We start from the raw sequence: 26323 nt of genomic DNA, 5'->3' as shown, positions 1-26323 counted from the left end.
AACTGTTCGCGCTCCATCGAGCGAACCGGCGTCAGCAAGGCGCGCTGCTGGATTTCACTGAACGGCAGGTCGCTGTTCATGAGCAGCTCATTGTCATAGAGAAACTCCGGCAGATAGCCGGAGAGCAAAATCCTGTAATCAAATGGAAAACCTGGCTCCAGCAGGCGAACAAGGTCGAAAACGACCGTCGTGCAATTGGACGTAAGTGTATTGTAGAAGGCCGGGTTTCTGGCAAGATCGTTGGCCTTTTCGATATATTTGAGCAACATCGCCTGCATAAGCTCTTGATCAACATCGACCGGATATCGATAGACGCGCTCGTCGCGGGCATTGGTTCTCAAATAAACAATGTCCCGTTCTTCCGCCGCTATCATCGCCAATTCGAAACTTCTGAAAAAGCCACCCAGCGAAGAAAATTCCTGACCTTTTTTCTTGCGGATTTCGGCTGAGAACACCAGATGGCGACCATCTGCAAAGCCGAATGAAATCAATGTATGTGCAATGGCCGGATGCGTCCAGTAAGACAAGATGACATCCACCGAATTGAGTTCGTTCAACCTGTACGTCCCGGATTTCCACCTCGGCACAAATATCCGGCTGTCATTCCATGTGAAGTCACGAATGTTGTGAAATGTCACCTCGTCGCCCTGAACATCCGCTGTCACCGTGTGCTGGACATCTGCCGCCCAATCCCGCGTGAGCGAGGGCTTCATCGAAAACCAGGAGACCAGAAAGAGGGATCCGAGGCAGATGAATGCGACGTTACTGAAGCTTATCAACTGGCTGCTCGAACGCGGTGAAAACAGGACCGAGATATAAGCTGCAAGAACAAGCGCGGTCAGGGCCATGACACAGATTTTGATCGTCTGCCCCACCTGCAAATGAAACCAGAGCGCCATTGCCGCCCATAACACAATCATCGAGCATAGCGATGCCCAGGCAAACATAAAAAGCAGTTTGATCATGGTATATTCTGTGGCCTCGGATCGGCAGTCATAAATGGTAATATTGCGAGAACCGGGTTGGTGCTGGCGCTACAATGGCCCCGACGCCAGTGTTTCAGACGATGATAGATTGTGTTGGAGCATATTCGGGCTAACCGGTTTCTTGACGCCTGCATCGGACTGGACTTCGCGAATGGCGTTCTGGAGGACGGCGTTTCTTTTAAACGCCACGCGACCAGCGGCAATCACCTGATCCACCTGTTCTGTCGGAAGCACGAAGCGGGTTGGCACTTCATTGAAACTTGCAGCCATGCCAGCGGGAAGATCTTGTATCGACAGGCGTTGTACATGAAACCGGACATCGCGGCAGTTCCATCCTTTCAACGAGCCGCGATAGCGCGCTACCGTGGCTGCAGACAGGCCGCACCGATATGCAATGAGTTCGTCGCGCCATTGCGTTGTCGCCAGCTTCAGCGCATCGAACCCTTCCCTGACCGACGAGGAAATGGCAGTATCCGTAACCGCACCGAGGATTTCAGAAATCCCTGGCCCTTGCAGCTCCTTTACCCATGGATATTCCATCTCACGGCCAGCATCCACGACAATGTAAAGAAAAGTCTTCAGCTTCACGGCATCGGCAAGCGACAATGGCCCATAGGGCGTTTGCGCCGAGGCTCTGGCCATCGCAAATGGCGTAAGCCCCAGATTATCGGTCAGCGCGCCATCGAGCAATTTTATGAAATTCACATTGTTCGACCGGTAAGTGTGCAGTGCGCGCCCATAGGCCTTCAACCTATACGACGCCTCGGGATCGGCCATGACCCGGCTTAGCCAATCAGGCTGGCGATAGGTGCAGGCACCATGGTTGGATGCAACCGAAATGGGCTTGAAAACGACCGGAACCGCCGCGGACGCCGCGACTGCGTCAGCAATCCGCACATCCTTCAGATTGCTGCACAGTGCGGCAAAGGTTTCTACGCTGAAGTGAAATGGAACCCGGTTGTAGATATCCGATGCAGAGATCCAGATCGATGGCGCATTGGACCAGTCAAACTTTGAATAGGTCGCACCATGGAAAATATTGTCGTCGAGCCAACGGGCAAGCGAGGATCGGTCATTTGCGCCGCCATTCAGGACGCCAATGGCGACTGCTGGCGACAATGCATTGGTGCGCACGCGTTCTTCAGCGTTCCTGACCAGAAACGTTTCACGGAAATCCCGATAATCATCGCGCCCTTTCATGCCGAAATAGGCTGCAAGAACCGCGCCTCCAGACACGCCAGATATGATCCTGATATTATCGACCAGGCTTCGCTCATAGGGATATTCGTCCACGATCGTATCATCGAGCGCCCGCATGACTCCATAACCAAAAGCTGCCGCCCGCGTGCCGCCGCCAGAAAATGCCAGGCCAATGATCATTGCGCCATCATCCCCGTGATCCGGAACGAAATGATTGTTAAACGCGAATAATTGAGACGTTGAACGATTGATCGGCCCGACATCGGATACCGCGCAGCCCGTAACAAGAACGCTGACAACAAACCCTGTTATCAAGAAAAGAAACGATCGATTCTGTATCATGCCCCCACCCCAATTGAACGACAATTAACACTGCCATTGAAGCAAAAGCAAATGGCAGATCAAGGAACGTATCTCCCGCCACAATCTAAGGATTTAAAGTATCGTCGAGTTGACATTTTCTCCAATCGGTCGCACCTATTTTAGGAAAACAGTTCTTTTGAAGCCCTTCTCACGGCACTGTTCTCCGCAAGGGACGCCAAGTGTTCTTACCTTTCATTTTTTCGCCAAGGACGAGCTATCATACTACGGATTGCTCGGTATCTACCGAGGCTCTCGGCTTATCTCTTTTCGCCGCCTACCGTGATCATTCCAGCTTATCCATCCCTCTCCCTGTTTATAGATTTGGACCTTTTAACTTAGGTAGGCCGCTGGCGCGGAACGGTTGTTTTGATGAGGGTTTCCTCGTCTACCCATTAAAATCGCTTCTGATGGCGGTTAAATTGCATAGTAAAACTCGCTTGCAACTGGCCATTTTCTAATGCATTCCTTATTTGAACAAAGCCGCTTCAAGCGCGGGAGAAACAGCCATGTCAAAACGTCAGGCCACCAGTGCGTTGCCCCGTCCCGCTCGCCTCATCGGTTACGCACGCGTCTCGACCGACGATCCGGTCCATGATGCACAGATGGACGAGTTGCGGGCAGCTGGCTGTGATCGCATCTTTCAGGAGCAGGGTTCCGGGACTTCACGCGCCCGCCCGGTCCTGACCCGGCTGCTTTCGGAACTCGTTGCCGGTGACGTTCTCGTCGTGGTCCGGCTGGACCGCCTCGCCCGCTCGGTCAGTCACCTTCTGCAGGTTATCGAAGATCTCGAACAACGCGGCATCCACTTTCGATCTATCCGTGATCCCATCGACACATCCACGCCGCAAGGCATGTTTTCTCTGCAGGTGCTGGACGCCGTTGCACAGCTCGAACGCGCGCTGATTGCAGAACAGACCAAAGCGGGGATCAAAGCTGCAAAGGCGCGCGGCAAGCTTCCGGGAAATCCCGGCTTGAGAGAGCGCAAGCCGGAAGCGATCCGGGCCGTTTCTCAAGCGCGCAACAAACGCTATCTCGATGAACTGATCACCTCGGCACAGACCTGGTTGCCTCTGGTGCAACAAATGCGCCCGGTCCACAGCTGGGAGAATATCGTACAGGTGCTCAATAGGCGCGGACATGACTGGACGGTCGAGCGTCTGCGCCGCGCCGTGCATCGTCTCGTCCGCGAAAAAATCGCCGACAAGAAGCTTGTTGCCCGATCCCCTCGCCGCATCCCTTCTGATCACCTGATGAAACTGGTCGCCGCAATTGCGATTGCCGATCCCGGATTGTCGCTTCGCGATATCGCGGCCCAGCTCGATCAGATGGGAGAGCGGCCGACGCGCGGTGGGAGGAAATGGCAGCCTTCCTCCGTTCGTCACCTTTTAGATGAAGCCCACCGTTTTGGTCTCATTCGTCGCTAAGCGCCTGACCGATCATTCGGCCGAGAGGCCGTCTTTCAATCAATGTGATAGACAATCCTCCGTCATTGGAACTTTCGATAATGCAACACAATATGCGTTACATGTGCCGCCCAACATCCATACGCCCGTGCAAAATACGCACAACAAGCAGCGTGTTCTCGTGCTCCCGGAAATAGATCACATGGGATCCGACGGCATATTTGAGATAACCTGGTCGGATGTCCGTCAACCGACCACGCTTGCTCCCTTCCGTTAACCCTTCAAAAGCATCCATGACGTCAGTGATATAGCTGTTTGCTTGCTCCAATGACCATTCGCGTAAGGTGTAAACCCAGATATCTTCGAGATCGGCCTCGGCAAGCGGTGTAAGCTGATACCCATCAAAGCGCATGCTTCGTCTTCATTCTCTGCAGGAAGCCCTCACGATCCAAGGGCTTCGACTGACCAGACTCTTCGCCCGCAATCAGCGCCTCCTGCAAGGACCTAACGCGCGTTTCATGTTCTTCTAAAAGGCGCAATCCTGCACGCACAACATCACTGGCAGAGCCATAGCGCCCTCCCCTCACCTGTGAATCGACGAAATTGGCGAAGTGATCACCGAGGGTAACTGATGTGTTTCGTGACATATATTCACTCCTTTACGCGATTGTACCAATAATTGGTACCAACGCAAGAGCGATTGCCCAGTTCGTATACGGCGCCAAACAAAACGGGTTCAACGCCAAGCTCAGTGAGCTTCTAGCTTCCGCTGAGCTACACTGAGGTATTGCAATTGGCAGTTATGAGGCCCAAAGCGAACGCTCGACCGACGACACCTAGTTGCTGTAGGGTCGAAAAGAAACACCCGGTGGAGGCAATGAATGCCCTATGGAGTCAGCTTGAAAAGCTGCAACGCTACCGCAGTTGAAATCCTGAAGCTTTGGGATGAGGCGAGCGTATTTGAACCGAAAGGCTCGATGCTGGAATTAGGATATCCGCCCCATCTGACACTTGCGGTGTTCGAGCAATGGCCAGGCGACGTTAGCGCAATCATGGCAGAGGTCTTTTCAGCACAGGGAAAACTTTTAATTACCTTCGACACAGTAAAATATTTTGACAATGAGACTATGATCCTCTGGACAGAGCCGCGTTCGAACCACGCTCTATCTGGCCTACACAGCAGATTACACGGCCACTTCGATCCCCTGAGCTGTCACGAACATTACCGCGTTGGTCGCTGGGTTCCTCACTGCTCCTTGGCAACTAACGTACCGCAGTCAGCCAGAGCGGCAGCTATCGGCTGGGCAGAAACCAGAAGACTCGCGTTCGCCGTCGAATTCGACTCGGCAGATTTCGTTCAATTCCCCCCGGTCGTGATACATGAAGAACTGCGATTACGCTGAATGACCGGTTTGGGCGCAGCGGTCTATTCTTCAGTTCGTTACCGCACCAACGATAGGAACGATTATTATGGCCACTTTCATTCTGATAGCCGGAGGCTGGCAGGGCGGTTGGGTCTACCAGAAAGTAGCGGATATCCTCGCAGGGCACGGGCACATAGTTGTGCCAATCACACTTTCGGGGCTCGGTGATACACCTGCCCCATCGGCCAATCTTGAAACTCATGTAAGCGAGGTCGTTGATGTCGTGAAGTCGCATAGTGACGACTTGATCCTTGTCCGGCAATCCTACGGAGGAATGATCGTGAGCGGCGTAGCGGACGCCGTTCCGTCGCGCATCCGTTCACTGGTCTATGTTGACGCTTATGTCCCAGAAACCGGCGACTCGGTCTGGTCGCTGACAACACCGCGCTTTCGAGACATGTTCATCGCAGGTGCAAAAGGTGACGGGCTGAATTGTGCCCCGCCTTCCAATCTGGACCCACGATGCCGCCCACAACCGATCGCGACATTTCTCCAGTCAATCACTTTAACCGGACGCTGGCGTGAAATACCTCGTAAGGTCTTCGTTGGCGCACATGGATGGGATGGAAGTCCATTCCTCGACCTTTACCAACGCTTGAGCGAGGAAACGGATTGGTCAACCTTTTCTCTCGATTGTGGCCACAACGTAGCTCGACTGGAACCAGAGGCATTGGCCCGAATAATGCTGACCCAGGCCCGACCAACCAGAGAAGCCTTCCCGTAGATGCATAATTATTGCTGCCGTCACTAGCGCCTACGTTCCACAACCGGCGTAAATGGGCATCTTCTCACAGACTACCCAATCTCAAACAAGGACTTCAACGTCAGCTCACCATTCATTTTAACACGACAACTGAATGGTTGTTCCATTTGCGCTGTCGGTAGAAATCGCGCTCGTGGTATTTCAGACCTCACGGATAACCGGTGCTGTCGTTCTCCTGGCAGCCACCATCTGGTATCTCGCATGCTTGACACGGTGGTCCACCAACGATGGCGTTTCCAGCACACCGAAGGCGTTCGCAAGGGCACTCGGCACCCTCGTCTTTGGGGCGCTAAAGCGTGTCGCATTTATTCGGCCTCATACCCAGCAGCCTTAAAGAAGTTCTGGCATTCATTGATGGAGAAGAGACTGATGATATCGCCAAGTGCTTTTGAGATGGCGTCGAAGCTGCGTGCTGCTCGCTTTCTCAGAAGTGCCTTGAGTTTTGAGAAAGCCATTTCGATTGGGTTCAGGTCCGGCGAATAGGGCGGCAGGAAGAGAAACCAAGCGCCCTTTGCCTTGACCAGTTGCTCAGCCTTCCGGCTTTTGTGGAAGCCGACATTGTCGAGGATGACTATATCACCGGCTGACAGTGTCGGCACAAGCTGTGTCTCGATCCAGGTTTCGAAGATGCGGCTGTTCATCGGTGCATCGACGATCCATGGCGCGGTCAGGCCATGGCAGCGCAGTCCGGCAATGAAGGTTTGTGTCTTCCATTTTCCGAAGGGCGCATAGGCGGCAAAGCGCCTGCCTTTGGCAGACCATCCGGTGCGTTTTGTCAGGCGCGTATTCGTGGAAGTCTCATCGATAAAGATGAGACGCGACAAGGCCTTGTTGAAGAACCGCTTTCGGCGATTGATCCAAAGATCACGCGCCTTGGCGATCTCTGGTCTACGCTGCTCGCTTGCCTTGAGGCTTTTTTTTATTGCTCAGCCCAAGTCGGTGTAGAAATCGCCCGACCGTGGCGCGGTGGACTTCAATACCGCGCTCCGCGAGCGCAACGCACAGTTCGTCCAAAGTCGTTTCGCCACGGGCGGACATCTGCTCGCGGACCCAATCACCATGAGCCAAAAGCTTCACACTACCAGGCGGGTGGCCCTGCCTGGCGGCGGCCAGACAGCCGGATGACCGATGCAGGATCATCATGTTGTTGACGAACCGAGGCGAAACACGGAAATGCCGAGCGGCTTCCCGGTGACTATTGCCCTCATTCACAAACGCAACGACACGCTCACGCAACTCAATCGGATGCGGCTTGCCCATGGTGCATCTCCTTCCATGAGACAAGTGAATCACAGATCAAGCCAAACGGGAATCCCGAATCCGGTTAACAGCGACATGCTTTAGGCTTTATGACGATAGTCGTTGTGGTCCCACTGGCGATCGTCCAACGTTGAGTACAGTACAGCTCGCCTAAAGCGCCGTTCGATCGCACAAGAAGTCGTTTTCCTTGTGAAGCACTTGGCCCGTTCACCGAATTCAATGACCTCGATCTACTTCACCAACTGGTTGCCTAACTCATTCCCACAGCGCAAGCGCGGGGATCGTCCGTGCTTTCACAGAACTTCTTCGCTGTGAAGCACCACGGGCCGAACTCCATTTGCTTCACGAGACTGGTGACGCTACGGTCCATATCCATTTACGCGACTGGGTCGCAAAATGTTGCCAAGTTTATCATGGTCATCTCTTTGCACGATATTCCCATTGGATCGCTATTGCGGGGATCAGGAAAAGGACGACGTTCAGACTCTTCCAGAACCCGATGATATTGGCCATGTACATGTGGGTTTGATCGACGCTAAAGCCAAAAAAGACGGACATCATTCTCGTTGTAATGCCGCTGAGCGACATCAACCACGCAAAGATGATAAATAGCAGATTGATCAGGAAAGCTTTTAGCAGAACGTTTCTAATTCTAAGCGGCGTTTCCATCGAAATGCTCCCTTGTTAGTAATGCGCCTAGTCTACTTTGCTCAGCACAAACCTTCTCATTGTAACCCATCCGGCGCGATTTTCCGCGGTCTTTTCCGACAATTCCACAAACGCGACAATCACCCTTGTCAGTTATCGTCCTGATCACAATCTCTGATTATGAGGTTGAGCACGCACCTGAAAGCCACTTTCGCCTGTTGTTAAAGCTTATGGATCATCACCATCATCGTAGTCCTACCGATGTGATCACTTATCTTGTTCACTCTAGGAGAGCTTGACGTTGATCTCGGGCGGAGGCATCCACAAGACAGTCTCGGCAAATGAGTGCCACTCGCGACCCCGTCTCGGCGACGACTAGCCGTTCTTGACTATTCGTCAGATTATAGACCTGAGCGCCCCCTGCGCGAACTCATGTTCTCAGCTGAGAACACATCTTGTTTGGCCATTTCGCGCGACAGCGAACAGCTTCCATTGTTCGTGGGTAATTGCCTTTCCTTCCTGGATCGCGTTAACCTATCATTAACTTTAAAGTTGTTGACGACTCACAACGATACGGTCATTCTGACGCTCAATCCGATTATTTTCCTTGTTGAGCGATTTTAATGATCCACAGCGCCAATGCCACTAATGTCAAACAATCCGTGGAAAAGTCGTTAACTCGGCTTATTGAAGCGGACGCCGACACACTGAGCGCCCAGCTTCAACACCTTCGTGCACGCGCATTCCCGCCGACAGCACAGAAAGAATTACGTAAATTTGCCCCGGGCGAGGCAGCCAAGCTCATTGGGATCAGTGACGTCTATCTTCGCACTCTCGTAAATGACGGTGTTATTGGAGAAGCGGAAAAGAACGCCGCTGGCAGACGCCTCTATTCCTTGGAGCAAATCCATGCTATCCGGCATCACTTGAGTAATAATAAAAAGAGCTATGACCAACGCCGTAGGGAAGACGATCGACTTCAAGTAATAGCTGTTACTAATTTCAAAGGTGGCTCAGGCAAAACCACTACGGCTGCACATTTAGCGCAGTACTTTGCGCTTCGCGGTTATCGTGTTCTAGCCGCAGATCTAGATCCTCAGGCGTCATTGTCTGCTTTATTTGGAATACAGCCGGAATTTGATCTCGAGCCTAACGAGACGCTTTACGGTGCAATCAGGTATGATGAAGCTCAACGGTCACTCAAAAGCATCATTAAGACTACATATTTCAGCGGTCTCGATATCGTACCTGGTAATCTCGAGTTGCAGGAATTCGAACACGAAACTCCTCGCGCCTTAACATCAGCGTCGCGATCAACTGACAAATTGTTTTTCACACGAGTAGCATCCGCACTGAAAAGTGTTGAAGACGACTATGATATCGTGGTTCTCGATTGCCCCCCTTCGCTTGGTTACCTAACCCTGTCGGCACTCTGTGCCGCAACTTCGGTGCTTGTAACAATTCATCCCCAAATGCTTGATGTAGCATCAATGAGCCAATTCTTGCACATGACCGCTGGCCTTTTTGATGTTGTTGAAAGAGCAGGGGGCAATGCGAATTATGACTGGTTTCGCTATGTGCTTACTCGTTACGAACCAAACGACGGCTCCCAGTCGCAGATTGCTGGCCTTCTTAAAGGACTATTCGGAGACCGGGTATTAACTAATTCGATGGTCAAGTCCGCCGCGATATCAGACGCGGGAATTACGAAGCAGACTCTTTACGAGGTCGGCAGAGAAAACTTTCATCGGCAGACGTATGATCGTGCGATCGAAGCTCTCGACGCCGTCAATCATGAACTCGAAGAACTAGTGAGAGATGCGTGGGGTAGAAAATGAACAAGCGCCGTGATGCTTTACGAGATTTTCTCACGCCGATTACGACTAATCATGAGTTCTCAGCTGAGAACACACCCAGACGGCCGCAGGTGTCTTCGGGCGCATTGCAAAGCATGAATGATGCAATTACCGGCCTTTCGAATGAAGCTGACGAACTCCGCAAAGCGCTAACCGATGGCCAAGCCATTGTAGAACTCGATGCAAATCTTATTGACGCGTCCTTTGTCAAGGATCGCCTAGATGAGCATGCAGGCGCGGAGTTTGACGCTTTATTGAATAGCATTCAGGAGAACGGTCAGGCAGTACCCGTGCTTGTAAGACCAAATCCTGATCAATCCGGTCGTTATCAACTCGCTTACGGACATCGGCGCGTTGCCGCACTTAAACAGCTTGGTTTAAAGGTCAAATCGTTCATTCGAGACCTGTCCGACGACGAATTGATTATAGCGCAAGGTAACGAAAACCTCGAACGCAAAGATCTCACTTTTATTGAGAAGGCATTGTTTGCTCGACGCCTAGAAGATCGGGGAACGACGAGAGCGGTGATCATGGCAACGTTCGGCACCTCATCCAGAGGTGTTTTGTCCGAAATGATTGCGTTGGCACGAAAGTTACCTGAAGAGCTCATACAGGCTATTGGCGCAGCGCCAGGTATTGGACGGCCGAAATGGGATTCAATGGCTACACTGCTAGCCAATAAGCCAAACGCGTTCGAAACCGTTCTTCGGAATGAAACTCTGCAGACTCTAAATAGCACCGAACGCTTTGAAGCGATCTTCGCGTCTCTTAAGCAAGCGAACAAAGTATCAACAAACACAGTTGATAATGCCTGGCGTTCTGATGACTCACAGTTAAGAGCAGTTACCAAATCCAAGCCTAAAGGATACGCTGTCGAGTTCTCAGAGCCTGAAGGAAAAGCGTTTGGAGCGTGGATATCGGATAATATGAAGCGCTTATATGAAGAATATAAGGACAGTAAACAGCCAAACTAGGAGACTTAGCAAAAGAAAAAGGCCCCCAAACGTTACCGTCGTGGAAGCCTCTCTCAAAGTTCTAGCAGACTGAGAATCGCATTTCCATGAATCAGTGTCAAGAGTCGTAAGCGTCTTTTTGGCGGGTGGATTTCTTTTGCCTTTTGAAAGGTGAGAGGGAATGCAAATTCTGAAGACTGACGCGTCCGCATTGCGTGGGCGAATGAAGATATTTGCCCAGAGTACTGACCGGCAGGAACAGCCGAAGCAGGAGAGGGGTGTAAACAGATGGGCGCTCTACAAACAGCTCTGCGTGGCTAAGGCAGAATTCGGTCTGAACGATCGTTGTCTAGCCGTGCTGAGCTCGCTTCTGTCATTTCTGCCTGATGATGAATTGCATGAGAAAAGTGGTCTTGTCGTCTTCCCATCCAACCGACAGCTTTCGCTGCGTGCCCATGGCATGCCGGAGTCTACACTGCGCCGACATCTGGCATCCCTGATCGAAGCTGGGATCATTGCGCGCAAGGATAGCCCGACCCGCAAACGCTATGCTCATAAGGATAGGGAAGGCGGCGTCGAGCTTGCTTTTGGCTTTTCTTTTGCGCCCTTGCTTAAGCGCGCCTCTGAAATTGCTGCTATCGCGGATAAGATTCTCGCAGATCAGAAAGCGCTGAAGCGTCTTCGCGACGAAGTGTCGGTCATGCGCCGAGATATGGCGGCAGCTTTTGCGGATAAGGCCGAAGAAAGAGGTGAGCTTAGTGAGTGTCTCGAAGCTTTGTTCGTTCGCTTCCGCTCCATTGTCGACGCAATTCCTCGTCGTGCATCTCTTGATGAACTGTCCGCGATTAGGGCCAATTTTGAAGCCATTCGTGGTGAATTGGCTATCGCTTTGAAAACAATAGAGATTGTTCCGGAAATGAGCGTCAGCGTCGCTCAAACTGAGCGGCAGCATAATGAATCCCTGCCAGAATCCCTTTTTGAATCTCAAAATGGCGAAAAGATTGATTTGAACGCGCCTTCCGCGGAAACACCAGTTTCTGAGAAGCCGGAAGAAGGAACTTCTGGCAACTTAACCCCATCCATTTCCCTCGATCAGGTGCTTCGATCCTGTCCAGATATTCGCGAGTATGGTGCGAACGGAATTGGCACATGGCGTGAGCTTTTCGATGCCTCGCGGATCGTCTCGGGCTTTCTCGGCATCAGTCAATCAGCCTATCAGGAAGCGATCCGTTTCATGGGGCCAGAAACCGCGTCGACGGCCATTGCATGGATTCTGCAGAAACTATCGGCCATCAATTCGCCCGGCGGATATCTACGATCCCTGACGCAGAAGGCGAGGGGAGGGAGCTTCTCAATCCGTCAGCTCCTGTTTTCTGGAATGAAGGCAAGTGGGCATCTCGTCTCATTATGAGACTGCGTTGACCCGTTTCTTAAGGCACAGCCATGAGTTGGAAACCTCTATCGCGAATAAGCCAAATTCTGGGTTCGGGGCTGGTCGCGGGATTGATTTCTTGGCTGATCTGGGCTGGTGCACAAGGTCTCTTTGGCATCATACAAAACGGTAGGATCGTCAATCGACGAGGGCCGGACGTTTATATGAGCGATAACCCCATCATATTTTGGGCTCTAACTGGGTTTTTCGCAATCGGCGTCATTCTCATGACTGGTCTGGCGTTGATTTGCTTATCGCACTGGTTTTCCCTTTTCCGACGTTCGAACCGTTAGGCGAGAGGCTTTCATAACGTTAAGCGGTTTGGCGGATGATCGCCAAAAGAAGAATGCGTCTCAGGTTCGTTGATTGGCTTCTCTGCAATGCGTGTATGGAATACCGCTGATGAAGAGAGATTGGAATATGTGCGTAGGTCGCTCGTACGAAGACCATCGCCGCCAGATTGCAGCGATGGACGTGGCGAAAAGTCTGCGGGATGCCGATTCAGATCGGTCGAACGTTTTCTGCCTTGGCTTTGCCGGTCTTACGATCCTGGCCGATTTCGTAGCTGACTTTCTGGCCCTCTCGGAGTGATCCGCCTGCTTGTAACAAGCTAGAGACATGCACAAAAACATCACTGCCGCCATCTTCCGGCGTGATGAAGCCAAAGCCCTTGTCAGAATTGAAAAACTTTACCGTGCCCGTTGCCATATGGATCCTCTTGAATGGAGCGGCGTTTGCCTTGCCGATGGAGACTATTGAATGCGCAGCGGACGCGCAACCGCTTCGTATCGCGGCCACCCGATCGATTGATCATTGAACCAAGGAGCCGCTGGCCATATGACCAGTATGAGTTCTTGTGAGGAGGCGCAGACTTGAGTGTTATATTCCTGAATGGATCAGGCAGTTTGATTTGTGACGGCGTTGATGCTGGCCAGATTGAATTTAGTATTGCGGAGCCTGCTGACGGTCCGGATACGACTAGGCGTGGAAAACTCTGGGGGAATAGGCAGGCTATTGCTGCTGCGATGGATGCCCAGAAAGTGGAACTGAAACCTTCCGATGCTCATGATCTTTTATCCCTGGATGTCGAGGAGACTGATCGGCAGGGCGGCATGTCATTCAGTGTCCTGTAGCAGGCTAAGCTAAGTGGCTCTTTTGGGATCAGTCAAACATTTCATTCGAAGACGCGTCTTCTGGAAGGATGGCGCGTTCAGATGTACTTGATGCGAGGAGGCTGTATGCGAGCATCGTAACCCCGACAAAAGCTATCAACATGACAATCACAGCCACCAGCAACCGGACGCGTTGTCGGCGTTTGAAAGATGATTGGCCAGTCCAATCGATCATAGAGGAAGGATAATTGTCGTTCATAAGTCGATATTGCGCATAAATAAGTAAACAAGACTCTGATTGAAAGCTGTGCTTACAAAATTTAACTGCGCGGTAGCGGCTGAAAACGCATGAACGCTCTCTACATTGCCAAGGGTGACCGACTTTCGAAGAGCGCTGAGGCTTTTGATGGCTTCAGCTGACTTTCAAGCGCTGCAAATTAAAATCAGCTTCGCGATCTCCCGAGGAGGGAGGCTCGGATCAAATCTCTTTTGTTCTCTGCAGCTGCAACAGGGGCGGCGACAATGGCGGGCGCTGGCGTTTGGCTCTTTTGCTCTCGGAAGATTTGCAGGCGCTTTTGAGCATTCAGCTGGTCTGAATCTGACACTGGCTCAACGGGCTCGCCGTTAATGTCATGACGCATCGCATCTGGCCGGCTGCACGCCAGATAATAGCGCTTCGAGTGAACATAAGCGCCGATAGCGCGACGAAGTGCAGTGACGCTTTCGCCTGGACTGAGGTAAGGCGAAACCTGCTGAAAAAAGCCGATTGCGACCGGGCGAATGGGATCGCCAACAGCAGCAGGTAGAATGCCCAACGGCTGCACGAGCAAATCGGCTATGGCCATCGCTCTGCGAAGATCCTTATCCGTAGCGGTTACAGGCTTCGAGGCGATTTTCGAGTTTCCGTTCATGCTTTCCTATTCCCCCGCACTCTGGTGGTTTGCTGTCCTATTGAGCGAATGTGAACAGAGTTTGACACCTCAATGTTCTTATCTGCGTCTGAAATTGTCGACTGCACGATCGCAAGAATCCATCGTACGCTGCAGCGCACAGGGTCATTTATTGCCAGCCCCCGCATATTACTGGGGATGACGGGCACGCCGTTTACTTCAGTTACATTGCTGACAGATCGCAGTTCGATGCGATCATCGTGCTTGGTTCATCGATGCATGCATTTATTTACCGGACCCGAAGGCGATATTGGCCACGACCGACACGAACAAAGAGGGGGGCTTCTCCGCAGAGCTTCTCCGTACAGTTTTCTGCCAGAAAGCTGAAATGACGTGTATATGGCCAATTCGGACAAAATCGTCTTATGTCTTTTGCGGTAAACGGCTCCTTCAATGTCCGGTCAAGGTGTACTGCATGGCAGATCTCGCCATAAACCTGCTGATCGCTCTTTTTCATGACGAAACTCGTATCATTAAGAATGCGATACGAGCGCAAACAGTCACTGCGGCTAAGGGCCTATCCATTGAATGCGATATCATCTTATTAATCTCCCGTTAGAATGAACGGGCCGTCGGCTTGTAAACTAGCACTGAAAATCGATTTTACAAATTGTCGCTCTATCCAAACAATATCCGACTTTGGGAAACAGTGCTCCGGTCACACTATTTGAGCTATCGCTTAATCGTTGCATCGCGCAACACGCGGAGTCGGCGGAAGGAACTAAAACCCCGGAGCTCTTCCCAAAGACACCGGGGCCGTTCATCGCAATCTGGTCACGTCTCCATCCGCTTTGAACGTCGAAAATATAATCGCCTTGAATCCAGATTCCAATCCGTCGCTTACCTGTAAACATCGAAGACCCTTCAGCAGAATCCTGATCTCGGGTTAATCTGCCTTGGACCTTCAAACGATTCTTGAGCGCAGTTTGCGGTGGGAGCGTAGCGAACGCCGCCGGCCGGAGGCACCCGCGCTCTCATATCGCGCTGTAGGGTTGCCGGAGGCCCATTAAGAGAGGCGAGATGGCTTAGGCTAATAGAACGGGTAAGTTTAATTCATATTACCGAAAAGGTAATACAGAAATACCGGTTGGATGACTCATAAGGGTAATTATGGTCCTTAATTCTAGATATATTGAGATATAAAGCGCACTTTTTAGGAAGAACGTCTGTTTATGGGTTGTCGGAATGAACCAAATCGGTAACATTCCTTGCCGTCGAATACCAAACTTTGAGGAGAATGTGACGGGGTAAAAAAGAAAAACCGCTCCCGAATAAATCCGGAAGCGGGGTGCAAATTTCAAACCTTCAGTAAAAATAGAATCGCACTCCCAACTTCCAAAGTCAATAAGAAACGCTTATCGGCGACCGGGAAAGCTTTGCCTGGTCCCCACTAAGGAGACGAGGAAGATGGAGGAAACCCTACAGCCCACCCGGCAGGTTGGCCGCAAACAGACACCACAACGAACAGAGTTTCGACGGCTGGCTCAGACTGCGGAAATTGGAATGGTGACACGCGGCCAACTGATCAGACTTGCGCAGTCACTCCCTTGCCTTGGCCTCATCAACGGCACAGAGGCGCACTTGCTTGTTGTACTGATCAATACGGCTCCAGCGGAGAGCTATGACAAAGGTGGCCGACCGATCGTGTTCAAATCCAACGCTGCGCTTGCGTTCGAAATCGGGCGATCCGAGGGACGTGTCAGCCGTGTGTTGTCCCGGCTGTTTGATGCCGGTGTTATTACCATGCAGGATAGCGGCAACTATAAACGCTATCCGGTGCGTGATGGGGACGCCAGTATTGCCGACGCTTGCGGTATCGATCTGCGCGTTCTGATAGCCCGCTTCGCGGAGCTCGATGGAATGGTCCGACAGGCAAAGGCGGAAAAGAAAGCACTCAATGCGAACCTGTGCCGCTATCGCGGTGCTGTTCGCAATCTGCGTTACGCGCTCGCCTCTAGGGAGGATCTGCCCGCGCGGCTGCGCGCCATGATCGAGCAGCGTTTCACGCGTGTTCTTGATGCCGTCGGCATCGCCACCAGGGCTTCCAGCATCGTTCTTCGTCGTGCAACAGGCTTAATTGAATGGATCATCGAGAGAGTAATGCAGCTGCCTCACCGCGAGCAGCCTTCCGCTAGAGACGAAGTTTCGACACGCCCATATGTCGAAAACGACATGCACAAACACAATACAAACCCCCTATTCCCTTGAATATAGTAAACATGAAATGCGTTCGGCACACGCCGAACAACTCAGTTTGCCTAAAACCGGCTTCGCCGGTAAGAAAGCTCTCGAGAAAAGCTTGGGGCGCAATTCGAGCCAGGTCAATCAACCGCATCACTCCCCACAAGCGTTAGTGGCCCTGCAAGATCTGTTACGGGCAATACCGGCACTGAACACTTACGGAGTATCGCGCCCTCGCACCTGGACTGACTTGGCCCGTCTCGCCCCGCAAATTTGCCGCATGGCGGGCATTTCCGAAGATGCACGCCGCCGCGCGGTCGATCAGATGGGGGAACAGGCCGCCGCGATTGCCATCGCGATCACTCTGCAGAAGTTCGATGAGAGGCAAGTGAATTCGCCGGGCGGCTATTTGCGCGCCATGACAGAGCGGGCGGCTGCCGGCGAACTGCATCTTGCCCGCTCGGTTTTCGGGCTTGCTGCCCGTCATGGAATGGAGGAAATACATTGATCTTTCGCTACGTTCTCGCCGGCGCGGTGGCTCTGCTGCTGACTGTGGGGCTTGCTGGCGTTGAACAATGGCTGGGTTCCGTGTCCGGAACGGCCCGCGTCATCGATGGCGATACGATCAGCATACGACAACAGCGTGTCCGAATTGCCGCAATCGACGCTTGCGAAAAGGAGCAGAGCGGCCTTTTGAACGGTAAGACGTGGCCATGCGCCCTGGTTGCGCGCAGCTACCTTCGCAAAATAATCGACGGGAAGCATGTGTCCTGCCGGACCGTTGACGTCGATCGTTATAACCGTCCCGTCGGTCAGCGCCTTCTCGAAGACAAGGATATCGGCCTCGCAATGTTGCGCGCGGGGCAGGCCGAAGCGATGTTGCGCTACTTGCCGCGAAACCACGCCATAGACATTGCTGATTACGGGTATGCCGAAAATGAAGCCCGCGAACGGTTGCTAGGAATTTGGGCGGCGGACGTAGAAAGCCGCCTCTGTATAACCAAATTGGCATTATCGAATGATCGGTGCAGAGAACTGTTCCGGTTATCCATATTTGCCATGAGTACACGATACCCGTTGAAAATGCGCTTTATCTGGCTATCATGCGTTGCAATATCGGTATTGTATCAACGGTCTATGCCGACGAGGCGAATTGCCATATTGGCGTATAGAGCACACCTCTAATTCGGTTGCTTTTGACGCTCGTTCGCACGTCGACGCGGTTGCCGCAAAGCCGGAAGCCTGAAAAATTTCCCCGCCTGCGGCTCCTCGCGCGACAAATTTTTCGGCCCTCGGCTTCCTCCGCTGCGCTCCGGCCCAAGGGTGCAACACCGCTTACCGCCGTGCCAGTGAACGATCATCGCAACCACATAGAGGAGTGAATACCATGGCCAACGAAATCACCAACTTCATCCAGTTCGACAGCGAAGACCTCGACACCGCATCCGGCAAAGGCCGCATCTCGACCCTTACCGACGACATTGACATTGAGGTTGTGCCCTTCACCTCGGAAAACCCGGACGCTCCTACGCACCGCGTTTTCGCCAAGTCCCCGCGTGGCTTCAATATCGAAGTTGGCGGGATCTGGAAAAAGGCAAAGGCCGATGGCGAAGGCTTCAAGCGCAATCTCTCGATCCGCCGCCTGAACTACAACGCCAACCTCGGTCGCTTCGGCGGACAGGACGACCCAAGCCTTCAGGCCATTCTCGAGTGGGAACCGCGCAATTGATAGCCCAACAGCGCCCGGCCAAGTGCCGGGCGCAATGCATCGAAAGTCGCGGAAATCCCTTTGTTTTCTGGCTTTTGCGCGCTTTTTGTGCTAGGGTAGACAACAACAGGAGTTTTGAAGATGAACTTTCATGCCCCCCGTCCGGATCGATCTCCGGAAGCTGTTGCCAAGCGCAAAAAGGCTACCGATCAGGCACGCGCCGCAAATATGCGCCAGGGTTATGTTTACGATCCATTATTGGAAGCGGCAACCACGGCTTATGTCGCTGGCGATATCACGCGCGACGAATACAAAGAGCGCGTTGTCCGCAAACCGCTATAGTTCAACCTCATCCTTATTAATTTGATGCCGCCTGCCTTGGGCAGGCGGCTTTTTGTTGGTCTTCGTCATGGCTGAAACGGAACCCAAAGGCTCCTATACCTATCCGAATATATCGGACGATCCTGATCGCAGGGACGTGCTGCGCAACAAACTCGGAATCCGGTCTCATAAGGAACTGCGCGTCGAAGAATATCGCGCGACAGCATTCCGGATGGTTGAGATTGGCGAAGGAGACGGCCCGAAAGGCGCTTTCGACGCGCAACATCTGAAGGCCATTCATGGTCATATTTTCCAAGATATTTATGAATGGGCCGGTCATACCCGGGAAGAAAGCCCGGTAGTTGACGGCCAGAGAGTGGAGCCGATTGGCAATCTGTCGAAAGGCGGAACCTCGTTCCTGCACGGTTCGCGTATCGAGATGGGCTTGGATGAAGCCTTTAGACCGATCCGGAATCCCGAAATTTTGCGCGGATCGTCGGTCGAACGGTTCGCCGAGATCGCCGGTAAAGTGTTGGCAGAGTTGAATTATGTGCACCCGTTTCGAGAAGGAAACGGACGGACGCAGGAGGCGCTGCTAGCATCTCTTGGTCGCGAATATGGTCATGAGGTTGACTTCACGGTCATTACCAAGCCGCGCATGATCGAAGCGTCGATCGCGACGACCAACGATCCCTCCAGTCCAGCTATGAAGTATGTCTTTGAAGACGCGATCGATCCAAACCGACAGGAAGCCATAAGAGCTGCATTCGTCGATCTGGAAATGCGCGGTGAGAATGCTTTCGAGCACAACGTGCGCAGCGCTAGGCCGGGCGAACAGGTTTCAGGTCAGGTACTCGGTCACGATATCCGTGTGGCCAGCCTTGTTACCGATAACGGGATTGTTGCCGTCGATCGCGCCGACCTTCCAGAGCGGTTGCCCAATGATGATACCGAAATCACATTCACGGCTCGTTCTGACTTCTCCCGCTTGTCACGCCCGGATCAGGTCAGAAATGCAGATGGTCCCGCCGTTGAGCGAATGCCACCAGAGCAGAAAAGCGCCGCGGACCCGTCCCGGCTTGCAGAGCTGTCGTCGCCAAAGCAGCCCGCGCGGGATTCCGACGACCGCGAACGATAAACGGCACCCCTTCCGTGCCGAGGCCGGTCCCGTTCGAAACCGGTGACTGACATCTAGGCCGTCTCGTTCGTTGGCTGATTGACGGACAAGCTGCGATAGCCACTCTCCCATGCAACCGCTTCGCGGTCCTCCTCTTCCGTTGCGGCCCAAAGGGTGCATGGACTCGTCTCGGCTATCTCCGTTTCTTGCCGTCAACCAACGAATGGAGACGGTTATGAACCATGTCAGCGACACCTATCAGCGCATCACAAACCTCATCATCGAACAACTGGAAGCCGGCACCAAACCTTGGGTGCGGCCGTGGCGCGGAAATACCCGCCCTACCTCCATCATCCCACGCCGATCCAGCGGCGAGGCCTATCGCGGCATCAATGTCCTTATGCTCTGGATCGCATCGCAGATGAACGGCTACGAGGACACCACCTGGATGACCTATCGTCAGGCGAAGGATCTAGGCGGTCAAGTCCGGAAGGGCGAACGTGGATCGCTTGTCGTCAAATATGGCACCTTTACGCGCAAGGATCAGGACGCCGATGACGACCGTTCAATCCCTTATCTCAAAGGCTACACGGTATTCAACGGTGCGCCGTAACGGCGAAAGTATGGGAGTGTCACGATGAGTGAATGAGCTTGCTGGAATAGCTCATGTCCGCCGGACTAACCTTGATCGGCAACGATTGTAACTCCGAAAGGGGCGAGGGAAAGTAGCATGTTCGGAAAAGGCCCAAAGCATCCAAGTCGTTTACGATGCGGCGGGTCAGGACAAGATGTGTATGGTGAAAGCTATACTGCCTGAACCCTAGTTTGCAGCGGCCTACAACCGGCGCGGTGTCGTAGAACGACTGACACGACACACCGAATGGACAGAGGACAGGGCGTTGAGGTCCTCCAACCCCGATATCGGGAAAGCCAGCCCATTCGGCGCATCCTCCATCGGAGGGGTAAGTGAACGAACGGGGCACCTAACCACATCGTATCTCCCGCTTTCGTAATTACGGGATGCCCTAAGCAGGCATCGGTTCTCCGACGACCTGTATGGGTACGGAGCCGTCATAGTACTCAAATGCCCGGAGTAATGACCGGGACAGCCGAAATCATCGGATGGTCGAGAATATAAGCTTAGGGCAACTTAAGTGAAAGTTCTGCGGATCAGGGGAAGGACGGCAGCGACTACGATCCAAAACCTTGGGAAGAGGTGTGCTAATGCTGCCAGATACTATCAAAAGGGCTGTTGGATCGCTCCCGATCATTGTTAGATCGGGTCGGCGGGTCAATGGGCTCTATCGCCTTATGAAAGCTCCGCTCCTTTGGGAGCAAGCCTACCATAAAATCGCACAGAATAAGGGTGCGATGACGCCGGGAGTTGATGGGCAGACCTTTGACGGCTTCACGTCGGAAAAGATACGTTCGATCATCGAACGGCTGGCGAATGGGACCTATCGTCCGCAACCAGTACGTCGGGTGTACATTCCCAAAGCCAACGGCAAGAAAAGGCCGCTTGGTGTGCCGACGACGGAAGACCGCTTGGTTCAGGAGGTTGTTCGAATCCTCTTGGAGCAAATCTATGAGCCGCTGTTCTCGCAGCACTCTCATGGATTCAGACCGAACCGATCTTGTCACACTGCACTGGAAAATATTCGAGCAGTTTGGACAGGGGTGAAATGGCTGGTCGATGTCGATGTGGTCGGATACTTCGACAACATTGATCACGACATCCTCATCGGCCTGCTTGAGAAACGTATCCACGACAGCCGCTTCATCGGCTTAATCCGTGGGATGTTGAAGGCAGGTTATCTAGAGGATTGGGTTTATCACCGAACCTACAGCGGCACCCCTCAGGGCGGAATCGTCTCTCCTATATTGGCCAACATCTACCTCCATGAACTCGACGAGTACATGGAATCGAAGATCGCAGCCTACCATAGGGGCGGGAACCGTGCTCCATCGGTCGAAGGCCGACGGATCATGAATCGTCTGACGCGGCTCCGTAAGCAAGTGGATCAGCTTCGTCTGAATCGAGACGAGGATGATGCAGAGATCAAATCCAAGCTGGAGGAGATCAGTCGGCTGAAAGCGGAACGGCTAACCGTTCCGGCCACCGATGCATTCGATCCGAATTACAAGAGGCTCCGCTACTGCCGTTATGCTGATGACTTCCTTATCGGCATCATTGGTAGTAAGGACGATGCGCGACAGATCATGGCCGAGGTCAGGACATTCCTCTCCGAAAACCTGAAATTGAGCGTGTCGGACGAAAAGAGCGGTATCCACAAGGCTTCGGATGGAGCGCGGTTTCTTGGATATGATGTCAGGACATCGACCAATCGTAATCCGCACAAGGCGATCTTTTATGGTCGTCCCGTGCTGCGGCGAGGGTTGGCAGATCGTTTGAAGCTAAATGTACCAAGGGAAAAAGTGGTCCGGTTCGTCAATGGCAAAGGATGGGGGGACTATGACGCCTTCCGTCCCCGCCAACGCCCCGCTTTGACATGGGCGAGTGACGTCGAAATTGTCATGGCCTACAATGCCGAATGGAGAGGTTTCGCAAACTATTATGCGCTAGCAGATGATGTGAAACGTAAGCTCAACAAGGGCGGATACTTTGCCTTGATGAGCTGCGTTAAAACCATCGCGGCAAAGCACAAAACGTCTGCGAGGGAAATCTTCTCCAAGATGCGTAGAGGGCAAGACTTCTTCGTTCGCTTCCAAGTTGGAGAGAAAACCCGAGAGATCAAAATCTGGCAATTGAAGGACTTAGAGCGCGAACCGCGAAAATGGAGCGATATCGATCGCCCACAATCATCAAAGTTCGTGTTCAGCAGGACCGAAATGGTCGAACGCCTCAACGCGCAGAAATGTGCACGGTGCGGTCGAGATGATCTGCCCTGCGAAATCCATCATGTCAGAAAGATCGCGGAAATGGAGAAAGCAGGGCTCACCCGGTACATGCCGGCAGCACGACTGCGCAAACGCATCGTGCTGTGCAAACCCTGTCATCGCTCCGTTCATGCTGGTGGCCAACTCGATCAACAACGTGATGGAACACGTAGTCGTGGAGAGCCGGATGCGCTGAAAGGTGCACGTCCGGTTCGGAGGGGGGCTGAGCCGCGTCCTCATTGAGGCGCCGCCAGCCTACCCTACTAGAGCAGATCGAACACCTGCCTACCGAATATTACAGCCCGGCCGAACCGATGCCGACGGTGCCCGTGCCGCACAATGAAACCGTCGACACCTTTGTTAGCCAGACCGGAGCTATCATTCACTACGGCGGCACGAAGGCTTGCTATCGTCCTAGACCTGACGACATTCTCATGCCCGACCGGGAGCGTTTTTTAAGCGACGTCCACCTGTACTCGTCGCTTCTTCACGAAATTGGTCATAATGCCGTAACCCGGATTATGCCGCGTGGCGTCCGCTAGAGATTGGCACATCTAGCATCTGCCGCGCGGCAATTCGGCATAATCAGAGCCTTTCCAGGAACGCGAGAAGCTGATCATCGGGCCGGAAGCGGCTCAATGGAGTGGCAGGGGCGGCCACGAGGGCGAGCGCTTTCTCCTTCAACCTCATGTCGGCATGGATGTAGACCTGCGTAGTCTCGACGTTCTCGTGACCGAGCCAGAGTGCGATTACCGCTTGGTCGACGCCGTGGTGGAGCAGATCCATAGCCGTGCTGTGGCGCAATGTATGGGGTGTGACCCGCTTGGAGCCTATACTCGGACATACGCGCGATGCCTTGAGGCAGTGCTTGCGGACCAGATGTTCGAGCGCGTCGCGGCTCAGCCGCTCGCCCCGGATCGACGGGAACAGCGGCCTGCTCTCACTTTTATCATCGCCGATCCACGCCGCCAGCACCTTGGCCGTCTCGCGGCGAATCGGAGTAGAGCGCTCCTTGCGACCTTTGCCCATACAGCGGATGTGCGCACAGCTCCCGAGTACCAAATCGCCGTGTGTGAGACCGACCAGTTCGGATGCCCTAAGGCCAGTCTGAACCGCGAGCAGAAGCAGTGCATGGTCGCGCCGCCCCGCCCATGTCCGGCGATCAGGAGCTGCCAACAGCGCGGTGATCTCGTCGGCGTCAAGGAACGTCACCGCGCGCTTCACATAGCGTTTGTTCGGCATCGCGAGGATGCGCTGACAGTGCAGAAGCCAGGTTGGATCGCTCATCGCGACGTAGCGGTAGAACGATCGGATCGCGGCGAGCCGGGTGTTGCGGCTGCGAGCGCTATTGCCCCGCGCCGTCTCAGTATGGACGAGGAAGTCGGCGACCAGATCGGCGTCAATATCCTCTACCGTGAGTTTGACCGGTGGCTTTCTGTGGTGGGCGCTCGCGTATCGGAGCAGCAGGCGGAACGTGTCGCGGTAGCCCGCAACCGTATGTGGGCTCGCCTCCATCTGGATGCACAGCCGGTCGGTGAAGAAGCGCTGGATCAGCGCGGGCAAGGCAACAGCGCTCATCGGACTGCCTCCCTGCCATTATCGCTCGCTCGCGTCATCGCCAGATCAAGCAGCTCGGGGACCGCTTCCAGATACCAGTACGTATTGGAAGGATTGCTGTGGCCCAGATATGTGGTCAGCCGGATCATCTCACGCGCCGGGTCTTTGCCAGTGCGGTACCAGCCGATCAGCGTCTTAACCGCGAAGCTATGGCGAAGATCGTGGATGCGCGGTCCCCGGCCATGCTTGCAATATGGCTGATGGTTTCGGAGCCCGATCTGCTGGCAAGCCCGCGCAAAGTTGTAACGGGCCGAGCAGTCGGAGAGCCTCGTTGCCTTGTCGGTGGCGAACAGAGGCTTGACCGGATGCCCAATCAACCTATCACGTTCGGCAAGGTAGTCGATCAGCTTCGTGATGACGCTGGGATCGAGTGGCAGCAACCGCTCTTTGCCGAGCTTACCCTGACGGACACGCAATATGCCATGATCGCAGTCGAGGTCGTCACGATCTAGCGCCAGCGCCTCGTTTATCCTCAAGCCGGTTACCGCGATCAGCCCGAACAACGTCGAGCAGGTCAATCCGCGCAGGCCATAGATCGATGGCAGCGCCGTGGCCGCTGCGATAATAGATACGATCTCGGCGTCAGTGTAGATATGTGGGCGCGACCGGTTGAAGCTACCCTGCACCAGACCGCGCGGTGGAGCTTGATGCTCCGGATCGAAGCTGCTCAGCCACTGCGCGAACAGACGCACGGCACCGAGCCTCGCCGCTCGGGTCGAGAGACCTCCTTCGGCCAGCGTGGCGTGCCAGCGTAGGAACAACGCGGCGCCGATATGAACGGCGCCCTCGCGGTCGGCGAACCGGGTGAAGCGGCGCAGGATGCGCTCGGTGGTGCCAAGATTGTAGCCAAGACTGCGGCGAACCCTGAGATAGCTGTCGAGCTGAGAGGTGAGGCTCATTGCACACCTCCCGCTGCCGGCCAAGGCTGCGCGACTGACCGCAGTCCATCGATGTCGAGTCGTGCATATATCATTGTCGATGATCGGGATCGGTGCCGCAGCACGTCGCCCACTTCGTCGAGTGACGCGCCATTGTTCACGAGCTGGGTCGCAAGGCTATGACGCAAAAGGTGCGATCCCACATAGGGTGTCGACGGCTTCTGGCCGGTGGCTTTCAGGGCATCCTTGAGGATGGCGTTGACTATCTGCCCATCCTTGAACGGACGATGCGGCGCGCGATGGGAAACGAACATCGTGCGGCACGTCGTCGGTCCTCGCTCCTCGCGAAGATAGCGGCTCAACGCGTCACCGACCTCCATGGTCACCGGCACGCGATCGTGCAGCTTGCCTTTGCCGCGCACCGTAAGCTCGCCCGAGCGCCAGTCGATATCGTCGAGTTGGATCGCAATGACCTCGGCCGCACGCAAGCCGAGCCGGGCCATTAGCAGCAGCATCGCATAGTCCCGCGCGCCATGTCTGGGATTGTCGCGCACGCAAGTCAGCACCGCCTCAACGCCATCGGGAGACAGGTGTCGTGGCAGTCGCGCGCCCCAGACGCCCTTCGCCGTCTTCGGCACACTCAGCGCTAGATTGGTCGCCGTAGCCCCGCAGCCGAATAGATATTGAAAGAAGATACGGACATGGGTGGCGACCGTCTTATCGCGACGGGCGCTGATCAGCACATGCTCTATGAAGCCGATCACGTCGGCAGGACGCAGGCTGCCAAGATCGAGGATCGTCTCGCCGAAGCGATAGTCGAGAAAGCGGCGCGCAAAGCCTATCGTGTGGGGGATGCTCCGCGGACTGAGTCCACGCTGTTTGACAAGATAGGTCTCGAAGTTCTCCAGTAATGCTGCGCGTGCGGCCTGTGCTTCGGTCAACGGTATCGGTCGAGCTACGCCGATATCGATTAGATGCTGGGCAAACCGACGGGCCAACTTATACGGCAACGCTGTACCTACACTCTTGCGCTGCACCTTACGGCCCACCTGCTCAGCCATGTCGGGGGTCAACGCCGAAGGGTTGATACCCTCAGCATCCATCTCGTGGCCCACCTTCCGAAGAATCAATCGATAGGCGTTGATCGTGGCGGGCGTGTAATTCTCCGCCGCAAAACTCTCGGCGAACGAGTCCAGATAGGGCTCGATGCAGGTCTGCAAATATTGAGGCATATTCTTCGTACTCCATGTTGC

24 protein-coding genes and 3 pseudogenes are annotated in these 26323 nt (G+C 53.9%); 15 read left to right on the top strand and 12 right to left on the bottom strand.

The window, feature by feature from the left end:
• Both OPR82_RS19795 and OPR82_RS19790 read right to left on the bottom strand, forming a co-directional pair.
• Positions 1–965 (bottom strand): Lnb N-terminal periplasmic domain-containing protein (locus OPR82_RS19795; RefSeq protein WP_265986605.1); only part of this gene is annotated, 965 nt, incomplete at its 3' end.
• 69 nt (positions 966–1034) lie between these two features.
• Positions 1035–2528, bottom strand: a complete 1494-nt coding sequence (locus OPR82_RS19790) for a patatin-like phospholipase family protein (protein WP_265986604.1) — start codon at positions 2526–2528, stop codon at positions 1035–1037.
• Positions 2529–3055: 527 nt separating this feature from the next.
• Here OPR82_RS19790 and OPR82_RS19785 point away from each other — a divergent pair.
• On the top strand, positions 3056–3973 hold the full coding sequence (locus OPR82_RS19785; protein WP_265986603.1) for a recombinase family protein: 918 nt from the start codon (positions 3056–3058) through the stop codon (positions 3971–3973).
• A gap of 97 nt (positions 3974–4070) precedes the next feature.
• Here OPR82_RS19785 and OPR82_RS19780 read toward each other — a convergent pair whose 3' ends face one another.
• Positions 4071–4364: a type II toxin-antitoxin system RelE/ParE family toxin gene (locus tag OPR82_RS19780; RefSeq protein ID WP_138787158.1), complete on the bottom strand. Its 294-nt coding sequence runs from the start codon at positions 4362–4364 to the stop codon at positions 4071–4073.
• Positions 4354–4599 carry a type II toxin-antitoxin system ParD family antitoxin gene (locus tag OPR82_RS19775; protein ID WP_109366597.1) on the bottom strand — a complete coding sequence of 82 codons (246 nt, stop codon included), beginning with the start codon at positions 4597–4599 and terminating at the stop codon, positions 4354–4356. The genes OPR82_RS19780 and OPR82_RS19775 overlap by 11 nt, the downstream gene beginning before the upstream one ends.
• 234 nt (positions 4600–4833) lie before the next feature.
• Here OPR82_RS19775 and OPR82_RS19770 point away from each other — a divergent pair, with 234 nt between their 5' ends.
• Together OPR82_RS19770 and OPR82_RS19765 are read left to right on the top strand one after the other, a co-directional pair.
• Positions 4834–5355, top strand: coding sequence for a 2'-5' RNA ligase family protein (locus OPR82_RS19770; protein WP_109366598.1), 522 nt, complete (start codon positions 4834–4836; stop codon positions 5353–5355).
• Between the two features lie 67 nt (positions 5356–5422).
• On the top strand, positions 5423–6100 hold the full coding sequence (locus OPR82_RS19765) for an alpha/beta fold hydrolase (RefSeq protein ID WP_265986602.1): 678 nt from the start codon (positions 5423–5425) through the stop codon (positions 6098–6100).
• A 344-nt stretch (positions 6101–6444) separates the two neighbouring features.
• Here OPR82_RS19765 and OPR82_RS19760 read toward each other — a convergent pair whose 3' ends face one another.
• The 3 genes from OPR82_RS19760 to OPR82_RS19750 form a co-directional block, all read right to left on the bottom strand.
• Entirely contained in the window at positions 6445–6963 is a 519-nt protein-coding gene (locus OPR82_RS19760; protein ID WP_244597083.1) for an IS630 family transposase, read from the bottom strand.
• A 64-nt stretch (positions 6964–7027) separates the two neighbouring features.
• A complete protein-coding gene (locus tag OPR82_RS19755) occupies positions 7028–7399 on the bottom strand; it encodes a winged helix-turn-helix domain-containing protein (RefSeq protein WP_011982874.1) in 372 nt (123 codons plus the stop codon).
• A 417-nt stretch (positions 7400–7816) separates the two neighbouring features.
• The gene (locus OPR82_RS19750) at positions 7817–8068 is read right to left on the bottom strand and encodes a hypothetical protein (RefSeq protein WP_265986600.1); all 252 of its coding nucleotides are present in this window, start codon (positions 8066–8068) and stop codon (positions 7817–7819) included.
• A 602-nt stretch (positions 8069–8670) separates the two neighbouring features.
• Here OPR82_RS19750 and repA point away from each other — a divergent pair.
• The 3 genes from repA (at position 8671) to repC (OPR82_RS19735) (ending at position 12267) form a co-directional block, all read left to right on the top strand.
• Positions 8671–9885 carry a plasmid partitioning protein RepA gene (repA, locus tag OPR82_RS19745; protein WP_138787161.1) on the top strand — a complete coding sequence of 405 codons (1215 nt, stop codon included), beginning with the start codon at positions 8671–8673 and terminating at the stop codon, positions 9883–9885.
• Positions 9882–10877: a plasmid partitioning protein RepB gene (gene repB, locus OPR82_RS19740; protein ID WP_265986599.1), complete on the top strand. Its 996-nt coding sequence runs from the start codon at positions 9882–9884 to the stop codon at positions 10875–10877. The genes repA and repB overlap by 4 nt, the downstream gene beginning before the upstream one ends.
• Before the next feature lie 160 nt (positions 10878–11037).
• Positions 11038–12267, top strand: a complete 1230-nt coding sequence (gene repC, locus OPR82_RS19735; RefSeq protein WP_265986597.1) for a plasmid replication protein RepC — start codon at positions 11038–11040, stop codon at positions 12265–12267.
• Positions 12268–12789: 522 nt separating this feature from the next.
• On the opposite strand, the gene OPR82_RS19730 is transcribed toward repC (OPR82_RS19735), so the two are convergent.
• The gene (locus tag OPR82_RS19730) at positions 12790–12996 is read right to left on the bottom strand and encodes a cold-shock protein (RefSeq protein ID WP_138787164.1); all 207 of its coding nucleotides are present in this window, start codon (positions 12994–12996) and stop codon (positions 12790–12792) included.
• A 164-nt stretch (positions 12997–13160) separates the two neighbouring features.
• On the opposite strand from OPR82_RS19730, the gene OPR82_RS19725 reads away from it, so the two are divergent.
• Positions 13161–13421: a hypothetical protein gene (locus tag OPR82_RS19725; protein WP_265986596.1), complete on the top strand. Its 261-nt coding sequence runs from the start codon at positions 13161–13163 to the stop codon at positions 13419–13421.
• 422 nt (positions 13422–13843) lie between these two features.
• Here the strand turns inward: OPR82_RS19725 and OPR82_RS19720 are convergent, their stop codons facing one another.
• On the bottom strand, positions 13844–14311 hold the full coding sequence (locus OPR82_RS19720; protein WP_138787166.1) for a ProQ/FINO family protein: 468 nt from the start codon (positions 14309–14311) through the stop codon (positions 13844–13846).
• A 1446-nt stretch (positions 14312–15757) separates the two neighbouring features.
• Between OPR82_RS19720 and repC (OPR82_RS19715) the strand changes: the two are divergent.
• The 8 genes and pseudogenes from repC (OPR82_RS19715) to OPR82_RS19680 form a co-directional block, all read left to right on the top strand.
• Positions 15758–17039 (top strand): annotated as a pseudogene (gene repC, locus OPR82_RS19715) (plasmid replication protein RepC).
• A gap of 26 nt (positions 17040–17065) precedes the next feature.
• Positions 17066–17716, top strand: coding sequence for a thermonuclease family protein (locus tag OPR82_RS19710; RefSeq protein ID WP_323054574.1), 651 nt, complete (start codon positions 17066–17068; stop codon positions 17714–17716).
• Between the two features lie 202 nt (positions 17717–17918).
• Positions 17919–18260 carry a DUF736 family protein gene (locus tag OPR82_RS19705; RefSeq protein WP_265986593.1) on the top strand — a complete coding sequence of 114 codons (342 nt, stop codon included), beginning with the start codon at positions 17919–17921 and terminating at the stop codon, positions 18258–18260.
• A 120-nt stretch (positions 18261–18380) separates the two neighbouring features.
• Entirely contained in the window at positions 18381–18581 is a 201-nt protein-coding gene (locus tag OPR82_RS19700) for an antitoxin VbhA family protein (RefSeq protein ID WP_265986592.1), read from the top strand.
• Positions 18582–18648: 67 nt separating this feature from the next.
• Positions 18649–19698 carry a Fic/DOC family protein gene (locus OPR82_RS19695; protein ID WP_265986591.1) on the top strand — a complete coding sequence of 350 codons (1050 nt, stop codon included), beginning with the start codon at positions 18649–18651 and terminating at the stop codon, positions 19696–19698.
• 214 nt (positions 19699–19912) lie between these two features.
• Positions 19913–20278 (top strand): annotated as a pseudogene (locus OPR82_RS19690) (ArdC-like ssDNA-binding domain-containing protein); the annotation flags it as partial.
• A gap of 710 nt (positions 20279–20988) precedes the next feature.
• The gene (ltrA, locus tag OPR82_RS19685; RefSeq protein WP_265986590.1) at positions 20989–22818 is read left to right on the top strand and encodes a group II intron reverse transcriptase/maturase; all 1830 of its coding nucleotides are present in this window, start codon (positions 20989–20991) and stop codon (positions 22816–22818) included.
• 20 nt (positions 22819–22838) lie between these two features.
• A pseudogene (locus OPR82_RS19680) lies at positions 22839–23078 on the top strand (zincin-like metallopeptidase domain-containing protein); the annotation flags it as partial.
• A gap of 82 nt (positions 23079–23160) precedes the next feature.
• On the opposite strand, the gene OPR82_RS19675 reads toward OPR82_RS19680, so the two are convergent.
• The 3 genes from OPR82_RS19675 to OPR82_RS19665 are packed head-to-tail and all read right to left on the bottom strand — an operon-like array spanning position 23161 to position 26302.
• Positions 23161–24153 carry a tyrosine-type recombinase/integrase gene (locus OPR82_RS19675; protein ID WP_024899185.1) on the bottom strand — a complete coding sequence of 331 codons (993 nt, stop codon included), beginning with the start codon at positions 24151–24153 and terminating at the stop codon, positions 23161–23163.
• Entirely contained in the window at positions 24150–25091 is a 942-nt protein-coding gene (locus OPR82_RS19670) for a tyrosine-type recombinase/integrase (RefSeq protein WP_265986588.1), read from the bottom strand. Before OPR82_RS19670 ends, OPR82_RS19675 begins: the two co-directional genes overlap by 4 nt.
• Positions 25088–26302, bottom strand: a complete 1215-nt coding sequence (locus tag OPR82_RS19665; protein WP_024899187.1) for a tyrosine-type recombinase/integrase — start codon at positions 26300–26302, stop codon at positions 25088–25090. Before OPR82_RS19665 ends, OPR82_RS19670 begins: the two co-directional genes overlap by 4 nt.
• Positions 26303–26323 lie beyond the last annotated feature (21 nt).

Origin of the sequence: Ochrobactrum chromiisoli, from assembly GCF_026241335.1 — a bacterium.
Taxonomy (GTDB): domain Bacteria; phylum Pseudomonadota; class Alphaproteobacteria; order Rhizobiales; family Rhizobiaceae; genus Brucella; species Brucella chromiisoli.
This window is presented reverse-complemented; position numbering and strand designations above follow the sequence as displayed.